Annotated in this window: 21 protein-coding genes; 19 read left to right on the top strand and 2 right to left on the bottom strand. The window is 45.4% G+C overall.

All coding sequences use genetic code 11. The annotated features are described in order from the left end of the window. Window positions 1–87 precede the first annotated feature (87 nt). The 3 genes from INP51_RS08410 to INP51_RS08400 all read left to right on the top strand — a co-directional run bounded on the left by INP51_RS08410 (window position 88) and on the right by INP51_RS08400 (window position 4,106). Window positions 88–1,941 carry an urease accessory protein UreH domain-containing protein gene (locus INP51_RS08410; protein WP_193734442.1) on the top strand — a complete coding sequence of 618 codons (1,854 nt, stop codon included), beginning with the start codon at window positions 88–90 and terminating at the stop codon, window positions 1,939–1,941. 64 nt (window positions 1,942–2,005) lie between these two features. After that, window positions 2,006–2,707, top strand: a complete 702-nt coding sequence (locus INP51_RS08405; RefSeq protein ID WP_193734441.1) for a response regulator transcription factor — start codon at window positions 2,006–2,008, stop codon at window positions 2,705–2,707. Further along, complete coding sequence (locus INP51_RS08400; protein ID WP_193734440.1) at window positions 2,697–4,106, top strand: sensor histidine kinase; 1,410 nt, start codon at window positions 2,697–2,699, stop codon at window positions 4,104–4,106. Before INP51_RS08405 ends, INP51_RS08400 begins: the two co-directional genes overlap by 11 nt. A 13-nt stretch (window positions 4,107–4,119) precedes the next feature. Here INP51_RS08400 and INP51_RS08395 read toward each other — a convergent pair whose 3' ends face one another. Beyond that, entirely contained in the window at window positions 4,120–4,809 is a 690-nt protein-coding gene (locus INP51_RS08395) for a FadR/GntR family transcriptional regulator (protein ID WP_193734439.1), read from the bottom strand. Window positions 4,810–5,032: 223 nt separating this feature from the next. On the opposite strand from INP51_RS08395, the gene INP51_RS08390 reads away from it, so the two are divergent. Next, entirely contained in the window at window positions 5,033–7,744 is a 2,712-nt protein-coding gene (locus INP51_RS08390) for an FAD-dependent oxidoreductase (RefSeq protein WP_193734438.1), read from the top strand. A gap of 60 nt (window positions 7,745–7,804) precedes the next feature. Next, window positions 7,805–8,149 (top strand): hydrogenase maturation nickel metallochaperone HypA, encoded by a 345-nt coding sequence (locus tag INP51_RS08385; RefSeq protein WP_193734437.1) that lies wholly within the window; start codon window positions 7,805–7,807, stop codon window positions 8,147–8,149. A gap of 25 nt (window positions 8,150–8,174) precedes the next feature. Here the strand turns inward: INP51_RS08385 and larE are convergent, their stop codons facing one another. Next, window positions 8,175–8,918, bottom strand: coding sequence for an ATP-dependent sacrificial sulfur transferase LarE (gene larE, locus INP51_RS08380; protein ID WP_193734436.1), 744 nt, complete (start codon window positions 8,916–8,918; stop codon window positions 8,175–8,177). A 218-nt stretch (window positions 8,919–9,136) separates the two neighbouring features. On the opposite strand from larE, the gene moaA reads away from it, so the two are divergent. From moaA to INP51_RS08310, 14 genes are all read left to right on the top strand, one after another. Continuing rightward, the gene (gene moaA / locus INP51_RS08375) at window positions 9,137–10,087 is read left to right on the top strand and encodes a GTP 3',8-cyclase MoaA (protein ID WP_193734435.1); all 951 of its coding nucleotides are present in this window, start codon (window positions 9,137–9,139) and stop codon (window positions 10,085–10,087) included. 129 nt (window positions 10,088–10,216) lie between these two features. Next, window positions 10,217–10,723, top strand: coding sequence for a hypothetical protein (locus tag INP51_RS08370; RefSeq protein ID WP_193734434.1), 507 nt, complete (start codon window positions 10,217–10,219; stop codon window positions 10,721–10,723). A 103-nt stretch (window positions 10,724–10,826) separates the two neighbouring features. Then, complete coding sequence (locus tag INP51_RS08365; RefSeq protein WP_193734433.1) at window positions 10,827–11,813, top strand: diaminopimelate dehydrogenase; 987 nt, start codon at window positions 10,827–10,829, stop codon at window positions 11,811–11,813. A 15-nt stretch (window positions 11,814–11,828) separates the two neighbouring features. Next, window positions 11,829–12,581, top strand: a complete 753-nt coding sequence (locus INP51_RS08360) for a hypothetical protein (RefSeq protein WP_193734432.1) — start codon at window positions 11,829–11,831, stop codon at window positions 12,579–12,581. A 79-nt stretch (window positions 12,582–12,660) separates the two neighbouring features. Continuing rightward, the gene (gene udp / locus INP51_RS08355) at window positions 12,661–13,455 is read left to right on the top strand and encodes a uridine phosphorylase (RefSeq protein ID WP_193734431.1); all 795 of its coding nucleotides are present in this window, start codon (window positions 12,661–12,663) and stop codon (window positions 13,453–13,455) included. Then, window positions 13,452–13,889: a cytidine deaminase gene (locus INP51_RS08350; protein WP_193734430.1), complete on the top strand. Its 438-nt coding sequence runs from the start codon at window positions 13,452–13,454 to the stop codon at window positions 13,887–13,889. Before udp ends, INP51_RS08350 begins: the two co-directional genes overlap by 4 nt. Before the next feature lie 31 nt (window positions 13,890–13,920). Then, on the top strand, window positions 13,921–15,114 hold the full coding sequence (locus INP51_RS08345; RefSeq protein WP_193734429.1) for a phosphopentomutase: 1,194 nt from the start codon (window positions 13,921–13,923) through the stop codon (window positions 15,112–15,114). Between the two features lie 23 nt (window positions 15,115–15,137). Continuing rightward, window positions 15,138–15,971, top strand: coding sequence for a purine-nucleoside phosphorylase (locus INP51_RS08340; protein ID WP_193734428.1), 834 nt, complete (start codon window positions 15,138–15,140; stop codon window positions 15,969–15,971). Further along, entirely contained in the window at window positions 15,968–16,933 is a 966-nt protein-coding gene (add, locus tag INP51_RS08335; RefSeq protein WP_193734427.1) for an adenosine deaminase, read from the top strand. The genes INP51_RS08340 and add overlap by 4 nt, the downstream gene beginning before the upstream one ends. A 44-nt stretch (window positions 16,934–16,977) precedes the next feature. After that, window positions 16,978–18,384 (top strand): alanine/glycine:cation symporter family protein, encoded by a 1,407-nt coding sequence (locus tag INP51_RS08330; protein WP_193734426.1) that lies wholly within the window; start codon window positions 16,978–16,980, stop codon window positions 18,382–18,384. Window positions 18,385–18,479: 95 nt separating this feature from the next. Beyond that, on the top strand, window positions 18,480–18,863 hold the full coding sequence (locus INP51_RS08325; RefSeq protein WP_193734425.1) for a VOC family protein: 384 nt from the start codon (window positions 18,480–18,482) through the stop codon (window positions 18,861–18,863). A 151-nt stretch (window positions 18,864–19,014) separates the two neighbouring features. After that, entirely contained in the window at window positions 19,015–19,827 is an 813-nt protein-coding gene (locus tag INP51_RS08320; protein ID WP_193734424.1) for an FAD binding domain-containing protein, read from the top strand. Further along, window positions 19,821–20,303 (top strand): (2Fe-2S)-binding protein, encoded by a 483-nt coding sequence (locus tag INP51_RS08315; protein ID WP_193734423.1) that lies wholly within the window; start codon window positions 19,821–19,823, stop codon window positions 20,301–20,303. The genes INP51_RS08320 and INP51_RS08315 overlap by 7 nt, the downstream gene beginning before the upstream one ends. Then, entirely contained in the window at window positions 20,281–22,521 is a 2,241-nt protein-coding gene (locus INP51_RS08310) for a xanthine dehydrogenase family protein molybdopterin-binding subunit (RefSeq protein WP_230406748.1), read from the top strand. Before INP51_RS08315 ends, INP51_RS08310 begins: the two co-directional genes overlap by 23 nt. The last annotated feature ends 44 nt before the right edge of the window (window positions 22,522–22,565 follow it).

The raw sequence follows: 22,565 nt of genomic DNA, 5'->3' as shown, positions 1-22,565 counted from the left end.
GCATGGACTTTTTTTCCTTCTCCACAACTTCTACATATTTTTGAGGTATATTGATATCTATAGAAGAAATTCATAAGGAGTGTGGACATGGATCAGGACATCAGACATATGAGACTTAAGATTGGCGGCATGACTTGCATCAGTTGTCAGAACCGGATCGAGACGGCGCTGAACGAGACAAAGGGAATTACAAAAGCGGTTGTAAGTTACAGCAAGGGGACGGCTGAAATAGACTACGATGCAAAGCAGATCTCTGAGGGTGAAATTGACAAGATTATTGAAGACATCGGTTATTCTGTGATAAGGGAAAATGAAATCCAGAAAGAAAAAACTGCAAAATTTAACAGTGAACGTACGGTGGGACTGCTTGTCATTATCACAGCACTGTACGTATTGCTGGAACGGACGGGAATCTTAAACATTCTGGTTCCTGGCCGGCTGGCCGAGACGAATATGGGATATGGTATGCTATTTATCATCGGACTTGTCACGTCGGTTCACTGCGTCGCAATGTGTGGAGGAATCAATCTCTCCCAGTGTATCTCACAGGGCGATAATACAAAAGATGGGAATCGTTTTTCTTCACTGCGGCCGACTTTTTTGTATAATTTCGGCAGGGTGATATCCTATACGGTTGTCGGATTTGTTGTCGGAGGCCTGGGATCTGTGATCAGCTTTTCTGTCGCCGCTCAGGGGGCGTTGAAACTGATTGCCGGAGTATTTATGATTGTCATGGGCATCAATATGCTCGGAATTTTCCCGGGACTTAGACGCCTGACACCTCGGATGCCGCGTGCACTTGCCCGTCGGGTCAACAGGAAAAAGGCGAGAAGCAGCAGTCCTCTGATTGTAGGGCTCTTGAATGGTTTGATGCCATGCGGCCCCCTGCAGTCTATGCAGATCTACGCACTGTCTACAGGAAGTCCATTCGCAGGTGCATATTCCATGTTTTTGTTCAGCCTTGGGACGGTGCCGCTGATGTTTGGTCTCGGGGCTCTTTCCACCGTGCTCAGCAAAAAGTTTACCAAAAAAGTCATGACGGCAGGTGCGGTGCTCGTGGCGGTACTTGGGCTGTCCATGTTTTCACAGGGCTGGACGCTGGCCGGGATATCGATCCCTCAGATCACCGCCAGAGCCGCTGACAATAAAAAAAGTACGGAGACACCGGTGAAGATCGAAGACGGACAGCAAGTTGTAAAGTCGACACTTCTGCCGCGTACATATCCGGCGATTACGGTCACAAAAGGGACTCCAGTAAGATGGGTGATCGACGCTCCGAAAGGCAGTATCAATGGCTGCAATCGATCGATGAATGTTCCGGAATATGATATCCAGTATCAGTTTAAGGACGGCGAAAATATCATCGAATTCACGCCGGATAGAACGGGTGAGTTTCAGTACAGCTGCTGGATGGGGATGGTGAGAAGTACCATCACAGTAGTGGAGCCGGGAACCGAGATTCCAGAAGCCTCTGATGATGGCGGGAATGCAGCTGATCAGGCTCCAAAGCCGGCAAAGGTCAAAATTTTGACGGATAACCTGTCCGCTGCGCAGCTAAGTGATGATGGAAAGGGATCAAAGACACAGAAGGTATCCATATCTCTTACAGACGATGGTTTTACACCTGCCGTGATTGTTGTCCAAAAAGATATACAGGTGGAGTGGGAGATTGAGAATCAGTCGGATAAAGAGGCGAATGCAGCGATAATTGTCCCTGTCTATAACACAAAGGGCGGACTGTCTAAGGGAACAAACACACTGGGACTTTATCCGGATGAAGATTTTGAATTCTCAAACGGTGACAATACTTCATATGGCTACGTAAAAGTTGTGGATGACATCAATAACTTTGACGCTGCGGCCATAAAAGAGGAAGTCTCACAGTACGAAACACAGATCTACCCAGATTCCTGGTTTGCACCGGCCTCTTGCTGTCAGTAAACCTTGACAGGAGCCGCAATGGGGACGTATGATATTTAAAATATGATTTTTCATGGGAGGTTTCATGATGAAAAATATACTGCTTGTGGATGATGAGCCCAAGATAATGGAAGTGTTGCACGCTTTGTATGAAAGCAAAGGGTTCAAGACCTTTCAGGCCGGGAATGGCCGCACGGCTCTTGAGATCAGTGAGAGAGAAAATCTTTCTTTGATTATTCTGGATCTCATGCTCCCTGACATCTCAGGCGAAGAGGTCTGCCGTAGGATCAGGCAGCATTCACGTGTTCCGATTATCATGTTGACCGCAAAAGTCAGAGAGGATGATCTTTTGCACGGCTTTGACATGGGAGCAGACGATTATATCACGAAACCTTTTAGTTTGAAGGAGCTGTCGGCGCGGTCGGCGGCTCTTCTTCGGCGTTCCGGGGATGATCTCATTCCTCTGACAACACGAAACTCGTTTGGGGAGGGAGATCTGTTTGTCGATTTTGATCAGGGGATTGTGCGAAAAAAAGACAAAGAGGTGATGCTGACTGCGACAGAGATGAAACTTCTTGCAACGTTTGTGAAATACGCAGGGAAAGTATTTACACGCTCGGAGCTGATCAATCTGGCCCTCGGAGATGATTTTGACGGGTATGACCGTGCGGTCGACAGTCACATCAAGAATCTCAGACAGAAGATTGAAGATGACCCGAAGAATCCTGTGTATATACGCACTGTTCATCGTCTTGGATATAAGTTTGGAGGAAACGATGCAAAGTAAACCAAAAAAAAGAGGCTTGAGTGCACAGTTGTCTCTTACTATACTTACAGTCCTCCTACTTGTGATCGGACTGACCGGAATTCTGGCAAATTTTGTTATAAGTAGACAGTTTGCATCTTATATTCAAGATCAGGAGAAAGCAAGAAGTGAAAATATCGTCTCCGATCTATCCGGTCAGTGGGATGTGATTACAAAGACATGGAATCAGGAGTATATTCATGCGGTCGGCATGTATTCTCTTTATGACGGTTATATTCTCAAACTGTACGATAATGAGGGAAAAGTGATCTGGGATGCAGAGAATCACGATATGGCGCTCTGTTCACAGGTTATGAGAGATATCTCGACTCGTATGAATAAGGCAAAAACGTTCGGCGATTTTACAACTCATCATTACGATCTTGTATATAATGGGTCGAGGGTCGGGTACGTATCTATTAAATCTTATGGGCCATATTTCTTCAGTGAGAGTGATTTCCATTTTATACGCGCTTTAAATATTGTCGTATTATTGATCAGTCTTGTGGCATTTGCGGTATCCATTGTGACAGGCCTGTTGCTTGCCCGTCGTATTGTAAGTCCGATATCAAAAGCCTCAAAAGCGGCAGGGAGAATCGCCGGCGGAGAGTATGGAATTGTCATAGAATCCGAGACAGATACGAGGGAACTATATGAGTTGATAAATGCCGTGAACCGTCTCTCTTCGGCACTCTATGATCAGGAACGCTCCAGACGTCAGCTGACCTCGGACATCGCACATGAGCTTCGCACGCCTCTGACATCCCTCGGGACACATCTGGAGGCCATGACAAGTGGGATCTGGGAACCGACCGAGGAGAGACTGAAGAGCTGCCACGAGGAGGTGGAACGTCTCGGATCTATCGTAAAGGATCTGGAACTTCTCGAGAAGAGCGAAAGCAGTAACAGACAGTTGAGCCTTGAATCTGTAGATCTGTGGGAACTGGTGGAGAGCATCGTTCCTTCATGGGAGGCACAGGCAAAAAAACAGGGGATCAAGATTCAGGCCTCCGGATCTCCTGCGATTGTCTGTGCTGACCGTGAGAGGATGGCTCAGGTAGTGACAAATCTGCTGTCAAATGCTGTAAAATATACGCCCCCAAACGATGGAACAGGGATGGTCGAAATTTTTGTATACAGTCAGGGAGATCACGCATTTATAAAAGTCAGGGATAATGGAATTGGCATTGAGGAAGATGAACTGGATCTGATTTTTGATCGCTTTTACCGCACAGATAAATCCAGAAACCGGAAAACCGGAGGTGCAGGAATCGGCCTGGCGATCACAAAATCAATTGTGACGGCACATGGCGGGACGATAAAAGCAGAACGTGAGGAGGCAAAGGGGAGCTGCTTTACGGTTGAAATACCACAGAGATAGAAAAAACAAGGGTTCACAGGCACTCCATTGCCACGCCCAAATATTGGCGTATCCATGCACAAGCCCCGTCCTTATCTCTTCTTTTTAAGTAGCCCTGAAGTTTCATGATGTTCGCAAGCAGCGGTGCACTGCCGTAAAGATCGCAGTATCTTTCCCAAAGGCTAGTCACAATATCCTGGAAAGACGAATAAATCAAGGTCAGAACGGTATTTTGGCTAAGATAAGCAAGCTGGTGATGATATTTAAAAGCAATCTCAGATGCTTCCCGATTGGAATCGGTGTGAACCATCGTTTTCGCCGTCTGTTCGAGATCATAAATCTCGCTATCAGAGGCGTATTCGATGACAAGTTCAGCGGAAAGTTGTTCCAGAGCAGTTCGCACTTCGATTATTGCCCGAATTTCGGAATGTTCCAGGCGGTTCCCACGATATTCCAATAACGCAATTAAAGTCTGCAAATTTCCATTCTTACTATAATCAGCAATGAAAGTACCCTGACGAGGATGTATTTCCAAAAAACCTTTTTGCTTTAACTCATTCAAGCCATTATTTACAACCGCACGGCTGACTTTCATCTTTTCAGATAATTCTCTCTCAGGCGGCAGTTTGCTTCCGATCTTTAACTCCCCGGATAAAATTTTTTCCTCCAGCTGCTGAACGAATAAATCTTTCATTGAAGGTGCGACAATTCTTGTAAAATCCATAAATATTTTTCTCCTTTATGGTCCTGGCTATACCAGATACCACAAATCTATTTTATAATAAAAGCTACAAAAATTCAAGATCAATTTCTTGAAATTACTTGTTAAAACATATAAAGAACTTTCGAATGATTGACGTTATATATGCATAATGATATAATGTTAAATAGATAACAGACACTGGTATGACCAGATGTCGTTCTTGATCTATGAAGGAGGTTCGCATATGGATAAGGAAAGAAAATTGATCCTGAAGCTGGGTCAAAAGGTCACTAACCGGATCGGGCATAAGGTGACTGTCGATGATCCGGAGTATTGGGGGCTGGCGTCGGTTCTTACGGATGAGATGGCGGGGATTGCTCTGTCCATGAAAGTCAGAAAACCCATGACGGCAGAGCAAATCGCTAAGAAAAATAAGATAGATCTCCGGCATACGAAAGAAGTTTTGCATGAGATGTGTGTGATCGGTGTTTTGGAATTCAATCGTGAAAATGAAGATCATCATAAACAGTATGTGCTGCCGATGTTTGTCCCCGGAAGTGCAGAGTTTATGAATATGAACCGGGAACAGACAGAAAAGCATCCCGAGGTTGCAAAATTCTTCTATGACATGTCACTGCTGCCGCTTGTGAAAGTGGCACCGATGGTTCCTCCCGGGGGTGCGGGGGTCGGGATGCATGTGATTCCGGTAGAAAAGGCAATTCCATCCGCACAGGAGTCTGTGAGTATTGAACATATCTCTCACTGGCTGGATAAATATAACGGCCAGTATGCCGTCGGTGACTGTTCCTGCAGAAGATCAAGAAGGATCATGGGAGAGGGATGTGGCCATCTTGAAGAAGATATGTGTATTGGTCTGGGTGATATGGCAGAATATCTTGTCGAGACCGGAAAAGGACGTTACATTGACCGTGATGAGGTGATGGAAATCTTACAACGTGCAGAAGACAACGGACTTGTCCATCAGATCACGAATATTGACGGGGAGGATAAGATCTTTGCCATTTGTAACTGCTGCGTCTGTTCCTGTTATGGGCTGCGCACCTCACAGCTCTTCAACACGCCGAATCTTTCACGTTCTGCATACATAGCGAAAGTGGATCCCGAAAATTGCGTTGCCTGTGGTCAGTGTGTAGAATACTGTCCGGCCGGTGCTGTAAAGCTTGGACAAAAGCTTTGTAGCAAAGACGGTGCGGTAGAATATCCGAGGCAGGAACTTCCGGATGCGGTAAAGTGGGGACCAGAGAAATGGAATGACAGTTACCGGGATGACAATCAGATGAATTGCTATGATACGGGAACTTCTCCTTGTAAGGCAAACTGCCCGGCCCATATTGCAGTTCAGGGGTATATCAAGATGGCATCGGAGGGACGCTATCTGGATGCTCTGAAACTGATTAAAAAGGAAAATCCATTTCCGGCAGTATGTGGAAGTATCTGCAACCACAGATGTGAGGATGCCTGTACGCGTGGAACCGTCGATCAGGCCGTGTCAATCGATGAAATTAAAAAGTTTATCGCCATGCAGGAACTAAACTCAAAAACCCGATATATACCGCCGATGATCAATCAAACGGGAAAGCCATTCACGGAGAAAATCGCAGTGATCGGGGCGGGCCCCGCTGGAATGAGTTGTGCATTTTATCTTGCACAGAAAGGCTATCCCGTGACTGTATTCGAGAAAAATAAAAAGCCGGGCGGTATGCTGGAATATGGGATTCCGAGATTTCGTCTGGAAAAGGATGTCCTGGCTGCAGAGATTGACGTGCTGCGGGCAATGGGTGTCAGATTTGAATGTGGTGTTGAAATTGGAAAAGATATCACACTTGACAATCTTCGCGCTGACGGCTATCAGGCATTCTATGCTGCAATCGGATGTCAGGGCGGGAGATATGCGAATGTGAGTGGTGAAGATGCCAAAGGTGTATGGACTGGTGTTGATTTCTTACACCAGGTAAATCAGGATGAGAGTACAAAGCTTGATGGCCGTACGGTTGTCATCGGAGGTGGTAATGTGGCCATCGACGTTGCGAGAAGTGCCGTACGCGCGGGATCTTTTGCTGTTTCTCTGTACTGTTTGGAAGGCCGCGATATCATGCCTGCGGCAAAAGAAGAACAAGAAGAGGCTATGAAAGAGGGAGTGGCTATTCACAATGGATGGGGTCCAAAAGAGGTTCTCATAGAAGAAGGAACAGTAAAAGGAATCATCTTGAAAAAGTGCATTTCTGTATTTGATGAAAAGGGACATTTTGATCCAAAATACGATGAAAATGACCTGATCACAGTAGAATGTGAAAATATACTGATGAGCATCGGACAGAGCATCCAGTGGGGAGGTCTTATGGATGGCAGTGCTGTAGAATTCGGCAGAGGAGATGGTGCGGTGGCTGATCCGCTTACCTATCAGACAAATCAGCCAGATGTATTTGTCGGTGGGGACGTATATACGGGTCCCAAATTTGCCATTGATGCGATAGCAGCCGGAAAAGAAGGAGCAATTTCCATCCACAGGTTTGTCCATGAGGGGCAGAGTCTTACCATCGGACGAAACCGCAGAGAGTTCCGGGAACTGGATAAGGAGAATCTGCAGATACCGAAAGAAAGTTATGACAAACCGCCGCGTCAGAATGTGACATACAGAGCCGGTATTGATCCGAAATCAACATTTGACGACACACGTGTGCCATTTACGGAAGAGCAATTGAAGGCTGAGACTAGCCGTTGTCTGGGATGCGGAGCCTCGGTTGTGGATCCGAACCGCTGTATTGGCTGCGGTGTCTGCACGACAAAGTGCGAATTCGACGCAATACACTTAAATCGTGAGATACCTGATGCCAGCCATATGGCGCGAAGTGAGGATAAAATCAAAGAAGTTCTGCCCTATGCGATGAAACGGCAGATTAGGATTATCCGAAACAAGAGGAAAGAGACATCCTGATCGGCCGGGCAGAGCAGCGCAGCGATATATTGAATATCGAAAGAGATAAGAGGTGTGTTTATGCATGAGTTAGGACTAGTGATTCACGTGGGCAGAATCCTGGACGATTTGTCCAGAGAAGAGAAGATTTCGAAGATAGCGTCTGTTACGCTGCAGATCGGTGAGGTGAGCGGGGTCATACCCTCTTATCTGACAGATTGCTGGCGATATTTCCGGGAGAAGTCCGAACTTTTAAGAAAGGCGGAGTTAAAGATAGAACCAGTTGGGGCAGTGACGTATTGTGAGGAATGCGAAAAAACTTATTCCACGTTGGAATATAAAAAAATCTGTCCTTACTGTGGAGGTGATCAGACCTATCTCTTAACCGGAAATGAATTCAGTATCAAAGAAATTGAGGCTTGCTGAAATGACAGGACTGTGAATGGAATGTCTAGCGCGTGACCAGATCCAACAGAATATTGTCATACAGTGGCTGCAGTTCCTTTAGGATCTGTTCTCTGTGTTTTAGCAGCAAATCCAGCTGATCTTTTGTTACCTGTATCTTGGCGTCATTTCCAACTGTACGCACGCGGAAATTGCAAAAACCTAGCTGCATCAGGAAGGTTTCACTGTGAGAGACACGATCCAGTTCTTCTTTTGTGATTTTTTGACCGGTTGGAATTCTGGTCGCAAGACAGGCATAGCTTGGTTTGTCCCAGGTGAAAAGGCCTGCCTCTTTTGAGAGCCGTCGAATCTCATCCTTCGTAAGCCCTGCCTCCCTCAAGGGTGAACGTACCTGCAGTTCCTCTAAAGCTTTCATTCCAGGGCGATCGGCAGCGTCATCTGAGGCATTTGTCCCATCTAGCAGGGTATGAAAACCGTCTTTTGCCGCCGTTTCCTGAATCAGACCAAAGACTGTCTGTTTGCAGTAGTAACAGCGATTTGACGGATTGGCGGTTACCGTGTCATTTGCCAGGACATCGACCGGGAGTATAGTCATGGGAACACCAATCTCCTTTGCCAGTCTTTTGGCATCGTCAAGTTCAAACTGAGGCTGGAATGCCCCTTTTACGAAATAGGCTTTTGTGTCCGCACCAGATGTCTGCGCTGCATATAAAAGATAAGAGGAGTCCACCCCCCCTGAAAATGCAATCGCAACTTTGGGGTTCTCCTTAAAAAATTCCTGTAATGTCATCTGATATCTCCTTGTGTGTGCTATATATTTTTGATATAATACAGTATAAAATTACGGGAACATCCTGTCAACCAAAAAGAGATATTCATACGGAATGAAACAAAGACATAACTTGAGTGATAGATGGATGACATTGCAAAACTGTTCCGAAATGGTATAATTAGTTTGAGTTTTACGAAATCCATTTGCATGTTTTTGCATGCGGGAAAGGAATACCATTGAAAGACCAATTTGGACGAACGATAGATTATCTCAGAATTTCAATCGCTGATTTATGCAACTACCGATGTATGTATTGCATGCCAAAGGAGGGAGTCTGCAAACTTACCCACGAGGATATACTATCCCATGAGGAAATTATAGAAATTGCGAAAGCCGCGACCGAACTTGGCATCCGAAAGATCCGGGTTACGGGTGGCGAACCGCTAATCAGAAAGAATGTTGTATCACTGATCCGTGCACTTGGCAGTCTGCCCGGTGTGGAAGACCTTGCAATCACGACAAATGCTTCCCTTCTGGCACCAATTGCAATGGACTTGAAAGAGGCAGGCCTAAAGCGTGTAAATATCAGCCTTGATACGTTGAATGAAGAAAAATTCAGATATATCACAAGAGGCGGTCATCTTCAGGATACTTTAGATGGCATTCGGGCGGCAGCTGAGTGTGGAATGAAGATTAAAATTAATACCGTGTTAGTGGGCGGATTTAATGTCGACGAGATACCAGCACTTGCGGACCTGACTAGAAAATATGATCTGGAACTTCGGTTTATCGAGTTGATGCCGATCGGACATACGCATCCCTTTGGTAAAGAAGCATATGTGTCAGACAGTATCGTATCAGATTATCTCCCGGATCTTAAGTCCGTTCACCGAGAAGACGGTGTCGCAAGAGTGTATTCTCTTTGGGGGGCGAAAGGAAAGATTGGACTGATTTCCCCCTTGAGTAATCACTTCTGCACTGAATGTAACCGCATTCGGCTGACAGCTGACGGCCATCTGAAACCTTGTCTTCATTCAAAAGAGGAGATCCTAGTCAGGGGACTTCATGGGGAAGAACTAAAAGAAGCACTGCGTCAGGCTATGTACAACAAACCTGCCCGCCATAAGACATTGTCTTATGAAAGCCGCTCAGATTCCGCCAGAGATATGAATGCAATCGGAGGCTGACCCTTCAGAAGAAAGATGGTTGAGGTGTATCATAGTACCTCAGCCATCTTTTATTGACTTTGACCAGAAAAAGACTATAATTATAGATAGATATGATCAATAAATACAGATGGATTAGGAGAAATGATTATGGAAGGTTGTACGATATATTATGAAGACGCAAGGCCTGCCTGTACAGCGCTGGCAGAAAAGCTTGCTGAACACGAAAACATCTCAATACAAAAAGCATCGGACTTTCAGCAGCAGACCTTTATCTATGAAAGCAATCCGAATGTTGGTTTTATTTTTGAAAGTGAAAAGGAAAAGAATTATCCCAGTTTGAGAAATGTTATTCCAAGAATGGTGATGAATAAAAGCAATTATATCTTTATCGCGGTAACCGGCGGTGTCCGGGAGCTGGAATCACTGGTGGCTGTGAATGCAGACCTCGAGAAAAGAGGCTATCATGCAGACAACGTCTATTCAAGAAATATCTTTGAGAAACATCATATGAATCAGAAGGAAATTATCTCCAAAATTATCAATGACATGGAAGCAAAAGAGACGAATTACTCTGCTTTTCAAAAAAGAGTGGATACAATGTCCAAAAAAGATCTGAGAAAAATCCTAAAACATGGATATCAGTCCTATCGCTGAGCCATACCGGTATTGCGGTTTTCCTGAAAATCCGATATAATTGACTATAGTTACAATAGATGAAACTATCGCACGTGACAGGAAACGAAAGGAATAAACAGTTATGGAAAAAATCAGAATAGGTATCGCTGGATACGGAAATATAGGCAGAGGTGTAGAACAGGCGATAGAGAGAAATGCGGATATGGAGCTTGTGGCAGTTTTTACACGGCGAGACCCAAAGACGGTTTCCACAGTAAGCGAGGGTGTTTCTGTACTTTCAATGAATGATCTGCATCTGAAGAAAGATGACATTGATGTCATGATCGTCTGCGGAGGTTCTGCGACGGATCTTCCGAAGATGGGACCGGATATTGTCAAATATTTTAATACCATAGACAGTTTCGATACGCATGCAAAGATTCCGGAATATTACAATCATATGGATGAGGCTGCAAAGGGGGGAAACCATATCGGAATCATCTCCGTTGGCTGGGATCCCGGAATGTTCTCTTTAAATCGACTTTTTGGTGATTCATTTCTTCCGCAGGGAGACACGTATACCTTCTGGGGTAAGGGCGTAAGTCAGGGCCATTCGGATGCAATCCGGAGAATTCCACACGTAAAAAATGCAATTCAATACACCGTACCGGTGGACGAGGCAGTAGAGGAAGTGAGAAGCGGAAGTGGTCCGAAATTTACGGCAAGACAGATGCATCGGCGTGAGTGTTTTGTCGCAGCAGAAGAAGGCGCTGATTTAAAAGAGATTGAAGATACGATCAAGAACATGCCAAATTATTTTGCAGAATATGACACTACGGTTCAGTTTATCACGGAAGAAGAGTTAAAAGAGAAGCACAGCAAGATGCCGCATGGCGGATTTGTCATCCGAAGCGGGGAAACCGGAAAGGATAACCATAAAGAGATGATGGAATATTCCTTAAAGCTGGAATCAAATCCGGAATTCACATCGAGTATCCTGGTCTGCTATGCAAGGGCGGCTTACCGTCTGGCGAAAAAAGGTGAGTCTGGTGCCAGAACTGTATTCGATATTGCACCTGCACTGTTATCTGCAAAATCACCTGAGGAGATTAGAAAACAGCTTTTGTAAGGAGGGACAAAAACCATGACAGTTGAAGTGACACTCACACCGAGTGAGTCAAAAAGGCTGATTGCAAGGGGAGTAAAGGCACTTCCATCGGTTCAGCATGCGTTGAAAAACAACACGATTATACTCGCAGGCGGTACGACGAATGCCTTTATCGCCGAAGAGCTGCTGGGAAGCTCATTTCCAAAGAAAAGTGTCTATACTCTGGGAATGATCCGCGATGGGAAACTTTCCTCCAGCGATGAGGCTTCGAGAATATTTCCTTATGTGATAAAGAAGGGAAAAAAGGAGCCCGAGCAGAATCACTGGAAAGAATATCTTCCCAAGCTTGTATCCGGGGATATTTTCATCAAAGGCGGGAATGCTATCGATCATACCGGGCTGGCCGCAATACTGGCGGGAAATGATATGGGAGGTACGATAGGGGCAGCCTTTGGCCCTGTTATGCAGCGAGGCGTTGAGTTAATCGTTCCGATTGGACTTGAAAAACTGGTTCCTGATGTACGAGCTGCTGTAGAATTTACTGCCGGTCAACATGCCGAAGATTCGATTGGCGAACAGGTCGGACTGCTTCCCGTTATGGGAGCGACTATAGTAACTGAAATCACTGCACTTGAGACTTTGTATGACGTCCGCTGCATGTGTATTGCAGCAGGCGGCACAGATGGTTCCGAGGGCTCTATTGTCCTTGCAGCTAAAGGAGAGCCGGAAGATACGAAGCGTTTGATGGCTGAGGTGAGATCTATCAAAGGAGAGCCTCCGGTAAGATAGATCGCATATTGCAATTTGAAATCTGTAGTCTTATCTTTTGGGCTGCAGATTTTTTGTAATTTCAGAAAGGAGAGGTCCTATGGTTAATTATTCGGAAAAGGAAGGAAAGTTGTACCATCTTCAGGTGGGAAAGGGCGATGTCGGAAGATACGTGATTATGCCTGGAGACCCGAAACGGTGTGTCAAAATTGCAAAATATCTTGAAAATGCGGTTCTTGTCGCGGACAGCAGGGAGTTCGTCACTTACACAGGGACACTAGATGGGGAGATGGTCTCTGTGACCTCCACGGGTATTGGCGGACCTTCTGCGGCAATTGCCATGGAAGAGCTTGTGATGTCAGGTGCCGATACCTTTATTCGTATCGGTACCTGCGGAGGGATGGATCTCGATGTCAAGAGCGGTGATCTTGTAATTGCAAATGGCGCCATTCGAATGGAAGGTACAAGCAGAGAGTATGCTCCAATTGAATTCCCGGCTGTTCCCGATTTTGATGTGACGACGGCTCTTGCTGCAGCCGCAAAAGATCTCAGGACGCATTGTCATGTAGGGGTCGTTCAGTGCAAGGATTCCTTCTACGGTCAGCACTCGCCAAAGACAAAACCGGTGGGATATGAACTTTTGAACAAATGGGAAGCATGGATGAAACTTGGATGCAAGGCCTCAGAGATGGAATCTGCTGCACTTTTCGTCGTAGCCAGCTACCTGAAAGTACGTGCGGGATCGGTTTTCCTGGTTCTTGCAAATCAGGAGAGGGAGAAGGCACATCTCGACAATCCCATCGTACACGATGCCGACGCGGCAATCCGTGTAGCTGTCGAAGCCATACGGAATCTTATAAAAGAAGATCGAAGATTGGAGATCGGTGAGATATGACAGAAACGTACAAACTGTCCTCTTTGAGGATCGAGGAACTCATTAAGAATGCGATAGAGGCCAGAAATTTTGCGTATGCCCCATACTCTGATTTTAAGGTGGGAGTGGCACTACTTGCCAAAAATCAAAAAATCTATCAGGGCTGTAATATTGAGAATGCTGCTTATACGCCTACGAATTGTGCGGAGAGAACCGCTTTTTTTAAAGCAGTAAGTGAAGGTGTGACAGATTTTACAGCAATCTGTATCATAGGAGGGAGATCCAAAGAGCCGACTGCGTATACTCCGCCTTGCGGTGTATGCCGGCAGGTGATGATGGAATTTTGTAAACCGGAAGAATTTCAGATTATTCTGGCAGCCGATATAGATCAGTATCAGATATTTACCTTAAAAGAGATGCTTCCGATGGGATTTGGAGCAGGCTGCATAGAGTAAATGCAATCCTGAAGGGAAAGAAAGGAATAATATGAAAAAATATAAGAGAATATTTTTAATTGTAGTAGATTCCATGGGTGCCGGAGAGGCAAAAGATTCTGCTGATTTTGGCGATGCAGGTGCGGATACCATCGGACATATCTCTGAAAGTGTAAAGGAATTTCACATTCCGAATCTTCGGAATATGGGAATTGCCAATATGCATCCCCTTGTGCAGGTGAAACCTGTTGAGCATCCGCTTGGTTATTACACGAAACTGAATGAGGCCAGCAACGGAAAAGATACGATGACCGGACACTGGGAGATGATGGGACTTAAGACAGAGAAGCCATTTATCACATTTACCGAGCACGGATTTCCAGAGGAACTGATCCGGGAATTGGAGAAACAGACAGGGCATAAAGTGATTGGAAATAAAAGTGCAAGCGGAACCGAGATTCTGGATGAACTCGGCGAGGAAGAGATCGCAACCGGTCACATGATCGTCTATACATCGGCGGATTCTGTTCTTCAGATTTGCGGAAATGAAGAGACTTTTGATCTGAAAGAATTATATCGCTGCTGTGAAATTGCCCGAAAACTCACCATGAGAGATGAATGGAAAGTCGGACGGGTAATTGCAAGACCCTATGTGGGAAAGAAAAAGGGCGAGTTCAAGAGAACCAGCAACCGCCATGATTATGCGGTAAAACCTTTTGGAAAAACAGCATTGAATGCCTTAAAAGACGCTGACTTCGATGTGATCTCGATCGGCAAAATCAATGATATCTTCGTCGGTGAGGGAATTACAAAGGCTTTAAAATCCAAAAGCTCAGTATATGGGATGGAACAGACCATAGATATCGCAAAGCATGAAGATTTTACAGGACTGTGTTTCGTCAATCTGGTGGATTTTGATGCTCTTTGGGGACACCGCAGAGACCCCATCGGTTATGCGCAGGAAATTGAGCGCTTTGATGAAAAACTGGGTATTCTTCTAGGCGAATTATGTGAGGATGATCTGTTAATAATCACTGCAGACCATGGCAACGATCCAACCTATAAGGGAACGGATCACACAAGGGAGAAGGTGCCGTTTCTGGCTTATTCAAAATCGATGAAAGATTATGGCAGGCTTCCGGAATCAGACACGTTCGCGGATATCGGTGCCACAATTACAGACAACTTCGAAGTAAAGATGCCGGAAGGAACCATTGGCTCATCCATGCTGGAAAGGCTGAAGTAAGGAGAAAGAGAGGTGAAGTTCGATTGAATCTTGTATATGAAAAATTAAAGGACTGTGTCCGGGTGGTCCAAAAGAAAGTAAAATTTAAACCTGAGGTGGCACTGGTCCTTGGATCAGGACTTGGAGATTATGCATCTGAGATGAAGATAGAACAGACTCTTTCCTATTCTGAGATAGAAGGATTCCCGATATCAACCGTTCCCGGACATCAGGGCAGATTTTTGTTCGGAACCGTGAGGGGTGTCCCCGTCGTTATCATGCAGGGCAGAGTTCATTATTACGAGGGATATGAGATGAGCGATGTCGTTCTTCCCATCAGACTTATGGGGATGCTGGGGGCCAGGGTTCTTATATTGACGAATGCGGCCGGCGGAATTAATAAAAGTATGTCTCCGGGAGATCTTATGATGATCACGGACCATATTTCCTCCTTTATACCGAATCCACTGACAGGGTCGAATCTGGAAGAGCTCGGTCCAAGGTTTCCGGATATGAGTGAGATCTATGATAAAAACCTTAGAAATCTCATTCTTAAAGCATCTGAAGACACAGGTGTTCCCATCAGGCAGGGTGTTTATGTGCAGTCCCGCGGTCCGGCCTATGAAACACCGTCGGAGATAAAGATGTATGGCCGTTTAGGAATTGATGCGGCAGGTATGAGCACTGTCTGCGAGGCGATAGCTGCCAATCATATGGGCATGAAAGTCTGCGGGATATCCTGTATCACAAACATGGCTGCGGGAATCACTGATCAGCGTCTGAATCATAAAGAAGTGCAGGAGACTGCCGACCGTGTAAGCCATGACTTTCAGACACTTGTCACAGAAACCATTGAATTGATCGGAGGCTGTGTATGAATGAAAGAATAAAACGGCTGCCGAAAATTGAATTGCACTGTCATCTTGACGGGTCACTTAGCAGAGGGTGCATCGAAACACTTCTCGGGAGAAAAGTTTCTGACCAGGATCTGATGGCAGATGACGACTGCAGGAGTCTGGCGGAGTATCTCGAAAAGTTTGATCTTCCCCTGCAGGCTCTTCAGACAGAAGAGGGACTTTATGAAGCCGGATATGATTTTATGAGACAGATGTCGATGGATGACATTATCTATGTGGAGGTAAGGATGGCCCCCATGCAGTCGGTGAACAGGAGTGTAGGTTGCCGGCAGGTGATTGAAGCTGTTTTGAGAGGCCTTGATCGAGGCAGAAAAGAGTTTCACATCGAATACGGCCTGATCGTATGTGCCATGCGTCATCATAGTGACAGCCAGAATCTTCGTATGATCAAAACAGCGAGAGAGTTTTTGGGCGAAGGAGTCTGCGCAGCTGATCTTGCCGGAGATGAAGCCACTTATCCGATGCGGGAGTTTACTTCTTTGTTTGGTGAAGTTCAAAAGATGGGAATGCCATTTACCATCCATGCCGGGGAGTGTAACAGTCTGGAAAACATCATGGAAGCCGTACAGTGTGGTGCTGCCAGAATTGGACATGGGATTGCGCTTCGTGGTCATCCGGTGGATATTGCGGTCTTAAAAGAACTAGGCACAGGAATTGAGATGTGTCCCATCAGCAATCTTCAGACAAAGGCTGTTCGAAGAAAGGAAGACTATCCTATCCGCGAATTTATAGATCAGGGACTTCTGGTGACGCTTAATACAGATAATCGCACCGTCAGCAATACGACAATTGGAAGAGAAATCGATTTTGTTCAGCAATTCTGTGGTATCACCGATGAAGAGATTGTTGAGATGCAGAAGAATGCAGTGAAAGTGGCATTTGCCCCGGATGAAGTCAAAGAAAGATTAAATCATATATTGTGATAAGCCTGTATATCATATAAGAGGATATTAACTTAGGGGGAATTATGGAGCAGGCTGCCGCGTTACTTCGACGAATCGATGATCTGGTATGGGGACCGCCCATGCTGATTCTGATGCTTGGGACGGGAATCTATCTGATGGTCAGAATGCGCTTTTTGCCAATACGAAACCTGGGATATGCACTGAAAAGCGTGATGAGTTTTAAAGAGAAAGAGACTGAACAAAAGGAAGGAGATATTTCCTCCTTTTCTTCTCTGATGACGGAACTTGCCGCCACGATTGGCACAGGAAATATCGTGGGGGTGGCCACTGCTATGGTCCTCGGAGGACCCGGGGCGCTGGTGTGGATGATGATATCGGCATTAATCGGCCTGTCGACGAAACTTGCAGAAAGTCTCCTCTCCGTGAAATATAGAACCGTCAATGAAAAAGGTGAGATTTCAGGAGGACCGATGTACACACTTTGTACTGCTTTTCCTTTTAGGAGAGCAGGAAAAATTCTGGGCATTTTATTTGCGTTATTTGCCGTGCTTGCATCTTTTGGCATGGGAAATATGACTCAGTCGAATTCAATCTCTCTGGCACTTGAGGAAACCTTTGGAATATCCGAATCTTTAAGCGGACTGGTCGTGACGATACTGACGATACTGGTAATATTAGGAGGAATTAAAAGTATTTCCAAAATCACCCAGATTGTAGTACCCTGCATGGCTGTGTTCTACATGGCAGGTGCAATTTTGGTGATACTTGTCAATATCAGAAATCTTCCTGCAGGGATCATTCAGATTATTAAGATGGCATTTTCCCCAAAAGCGATTGCCGGAGGAGCCGGTGGAACAATTGTGGCATCTATGCAGCAGTCACTTCGCTGGGGGGTATCACGGGGTGTCTTTTCGAACGAAGCCGGTCTTGGAGCTGCCGGAATCAGTGCGGCCGCTGCGAATACCGATGATCCGGTAAGACAGGGGTATGTGAGCATGACAGGAGTCTTTTTTGACACGGTTGTCATCTGCCTGGTCACAGGGCTTGCACTTGCAGCATCCGGAGTTATTGGAATTGCAGATCAAAATGGTATCCCGGTCACAGGAGCAGCCCTCACAATTGCAGCTTTTTCAACGACTTTTGGAAGATGGGGCGGAACTCTTGTGAGCATTGGAATCGTTTTGTTTGCATTTGCGACGATTATCGGGTGGGAATATCAGGGAGAAAAGGCCTTCGAATTTCTTGTTAAAAAGCCCGATTACTGTATTATATACCGCTTCTTGTATGCCCTTACAACCTTTGTGGGTGCAGTTTGTACACTGGATGTTGTCTGGGATTTTTCAGATATCATGAATGCACTGATGGCTGTTCCAAATCTCATCTGTGTTCTTGTGTTATCAAAGACCGCCTGTGATGAGGTCTTTCGTTATCAGAAGAAGATACATAAAATGACATCAGACAATCTTTGATTTTCACTTGCTTTTCAAAGCGTTATAAAATATACTTACAGTAAGGCTGCAGAGCAGTCCGCAGAACAATACCAGACGGTTATGGGAGGTACACGATGAAATTTAAAATGATTCACGAGAATTATAATGTCTATGATCTTGATAAAACCATGGCATTTTTCGAAAAAGCACTGGGACTGAAAGAAAAACGCAGACATCCGGCAGAGGACGGCTCTTTTATCATTGTCTATATGGGAAATGATGCTTCGGATTTTGAACTGGAACTGACATGGAACAGGGACAGGGATAAACCTTACGATCTGGGCGAGAATGATTTTCATCTTGCTTTTCGGGTAGATGATTTCGATAAGGCACATGAACTTCACAAAGAGATGGGGTGTATCTGCTTTGAGAATCCTAAGATGGGAATTTACTTTATCGAAGATCCGAATGGTTACTGGCTGGAGATATTGCCCGGGCTTTTAGAAGAAAACAGTTAAGTGTGTGTGACAGGTTGAGTTTATATTGCTCGGCCTGTTTTTTCTTTTGTTCAATTTGGGTATTGCATATTCTGACTTTTTTAAGTATCATTTAAGATGGTTTATAACTGCTGTTGCGTTACAGCGCTATCGAGGTAAAGGAGCGAGCGAATTGATAACGATTAAAAAGTATGTGAGGGCGGAAAGTCTGGAACAGGCTTATCAGCTGAACCAGAAACGCAGTAACAGGATTTTGGGTGGAATGCTCTGGATGAAAATGAGTTCTAACACCGTGCAGTGTGCCATTGATCTCTCGGACGTAATCTCCCGAGAGATAGATGAACGGGAGGATTCTTTCGTCATAGGTGCCATGACCCCTCTTCGGGAACTGGAAACAAACAAATCATTGAATCAGTATACATGCGGAGCGATCAGGGAAAGTCTTCGCAGTATTGTTGGTATACAATTTCGGAATACAGCGACTGTAGGCGGAAGCGTCTATGGTCGTTTTGGTTTTTCGGATGTTCTTACCATGCTGCTTGCCCTGGATACCAGTGTACAGTTATATAGAGGGGGAATTGTGCCACTTGAGACATATGCGAATATGCCCTATGACAATGACATCATTGTAAATATAATTATTAAGAAAACTCCGCTTAAAACCGCTTATATGAGCAGCCGCAATACCAGGACAGATTTTCCGGTGTTGGCCTGTGCCATATCGTTTTATAAAGATGAGCAGAGAGTTGTAATCGGAGCCAGACCTCAAAAGGCGATGATTATCCGTGCGGATGAGAACGTGCAAAAACTGATAGATTCTGAGGCTGAAGTGTATGCTCAGGCACTGGCAGGGCAGGTAAAAAGAGAAGTGCTGACTTCTTCAAATATGCGCGGCTCCGCAGAATATCGGCGCCATCTCGCATATGTTCTGACAAAGAGGGCCAGTTTACATATATTAGATCCTAAGGAGGCAGGAATATGTTGATTAAGATGTGGTTGAATGGGAAGGCAGTCAGGGCACATATTAAATCTGATACCCTGCTTCTTGATTTTGTAAGAGAGCAGGGCTGTAAAAGCGTCAAATACGGGTGTGATACAGCCAACTGCGGACTTTGTACGGTCATGCTAGAGGGAGAGCCAGTTCTTTCCTGTTCAACCTTGGCCGCAAGGGTAGAGGGAAAACATGTCGTGACTCTTGAAGGACTTCAGGATGAGGCCAGAGAATTCGGAGAATTTCTGGCAGATCAGGGCGCGGATCAGTGTGGTTACTGTAATCCAGGATTTATCATGAATATTCTTGCCATGATGAAAGAACTTGATGATCCCACAGATGATGAGATAAAAGAATATCTTGCGGGAAATTTGTGCAGATGCTCTGGATTCGTGGGACAGATGCGAAGCATCAGGAATTATATAAAGTCAAAAAAGGAGGGACGTCATGCAGCAGAAGAATCAGCATGATTATAGCGTAGTCAATCATTCAGTGAGAAAAAAAGATGCCATGGCGTTGGTAACGGGTCAGCCTGTTTTTATGGATGATGTTGTGCAAAATCATTGTCTGACTGTAAAACTTTTGCACAGCCCCCATGCTCATGCACGGATTAGATCCATTGACACCAGTAGAGCACTTCAGGTTGCAGGCATCGAATGTGTTCTGACATATAAGGATGTTCCGCAGAAACGCTTTACACTTGCCGGACAAACCTATCCGGAACCGAGTCCGTATGATAGACTGATTCTCGATAAGGAACTGCGCTTTGTCGGTGATGTTGTGGCGATCGTTGCGGGTGAGACGAAAAAGGCAGTGGATCAGGCGATGAAAAGAATCAAAGTTGACTATGAAATCTTAGAACCTGTACTTGATTTCAGAACGGCGAAAGATAATCCGGTTATAGTTCATCCTGAGGAAAACTGGATATCTTTATGCCCTGTAGGTGCGGATAACAAGCGGAACTTGTGTGCTAGTGGGATGGAAGCAGAGGGTGATGTAGATTCCATATTAGACTCATGTGATTATGTTGTAGAAAGAACCTATCACACAAAAGCCTGTCAGCAGGCTATGATGGAGACTTTTCGAACTTATACCAAACTTGATCCTTATGGGCGTCTTATTGTGACAAGTTCCACACAGATTCCCTTCCATGTGAGAAGAATTCTTGCGAATGCGCTTGATATTAAAAAGTCTCGGATTCGCGTCTGCAAGCCCAGAATCGGCGGTGGTTTTGGCGCAAAGCAGACGGCTGTTTCTGAAATCTATCCGGCGATAGTAACCATGAAAACAGGAAAAGCTGCAAAGATTATATTCAGTCGATATGAATCCCAGATTGCCTCTTCACCGCGCCACGAAATGGAGGTGAAGGTGAAAATCGGTGCAGACCGAACGGGAATTATCCAGGCGATTGATGTCTATTCTCTCTCCAATACCGGTGCATTCGGAGAACATGGACCTACTACAGTTGGCCTATCGGGACATAAGTCAATCCCGTTGTACGGAAAGGCAAAAGCATTTCGATTCGCCTATGATGTTGTCTATACGAATCAGATGTCTGCGGGAGCATACCGGGGTTATGGAGCTACTCAAGGCTTCTTTGCGGTGGAATCTGCAGTTAATGAGCTGGCGGATAACATGCATATGGATCCTTTCGTGTTGCGGAGAATCAATATGGTGCAGGAAGGGCAGATTATGCCTGCTTATTATGGAGAAAAGAACACGAGTTGTGCGTTGGACCGTTGTCTGGATCGAGTGAAAGAGATGATCGGATGGGACGAAAAATATCCTTCAAAAGATATGGGAAATGGAAAGGTACGGGGAGTCGGTCTGGCGATAGCTATGCAGGGATCCGGAATCTCGAATGTGGATGTGGGTAGTGCCACGGTCAAATTGAATGATGATGGATTCTATACCTTATCTATCGGTGCATCCGATATGGGAACCGGCTGTGACACAATACTGTCACAGATTGCTGCGGAGGAACTTGGCTGTTCGCTCGATGACGTGACTGTATTCGGCGTGGATACGGATGCATCCCCTTATGACAGCGGGTCGTATGCGTCTTCCACTACTTACATTACAGGTCAGGCAGTTGTGAAAGCATGCCGGGAATTAAAGAAGCGGATTGCTGAATATTCAAAAAAATATCCCGGGCTGTCATTAAAAGAGATAGGAAATCAATCAATGGCAGGCAATGATATTTCTCTTGAAGTCACTTCGATGCATACTTCTCCTGTTTCTCCCCCTCCGTTTATGGCAGGGGCGGCAGAAGTAGAAGTTGATAAAGAGACAGGCCAGGTTGAATTAATAGATTATGCTGCGGTTGTGGACTGTGGGACTACAGTGAATCCCAATCTGGCACGTGTTCAAGTTGAGGGCGGTCTGGTACAGGGAATCGGTATGGCGTTATATGAGAATATCCAGTATACAGACAAGGGAAAACTAAGAAATAATTCATTTATGCAGTATAAGATTCCGACCAGACAAGATATTGGAGATATCCATGTGGAATTTGAAAGCAGTTATGAAAACTCAGGTCCCTATGGAGCAAAATCTATCGGTGAGATTGTAATCAACACACCGGGACCCGCAATAGCGGACGCGGTGTATCATGCCACAGGTCTTAGATTCCGCGAACTTCCGATCACACCGGAGATGATCGCGATGGGTCTTGACGAAGAAGAGTGACATAGAGCGGAAGCATTATTAAAATAAGACAGGAAATCAGCCGC

The sequence above is a fragment of the Blautia liquoris genome, from assembly GCF_015159595.1.
Classification (GTDB): domain Bacteria; phylum Bacillota; class Clostridia; order Lachnospirales; family Lachnospiraceae; genus Novisyntrophococcus; species Novisyntrophococcus liquoris.
Note: the sequence above shows the minus strand (reverse complement) of the source record. Positions and strands in the feature narration are given on the sequence as shown.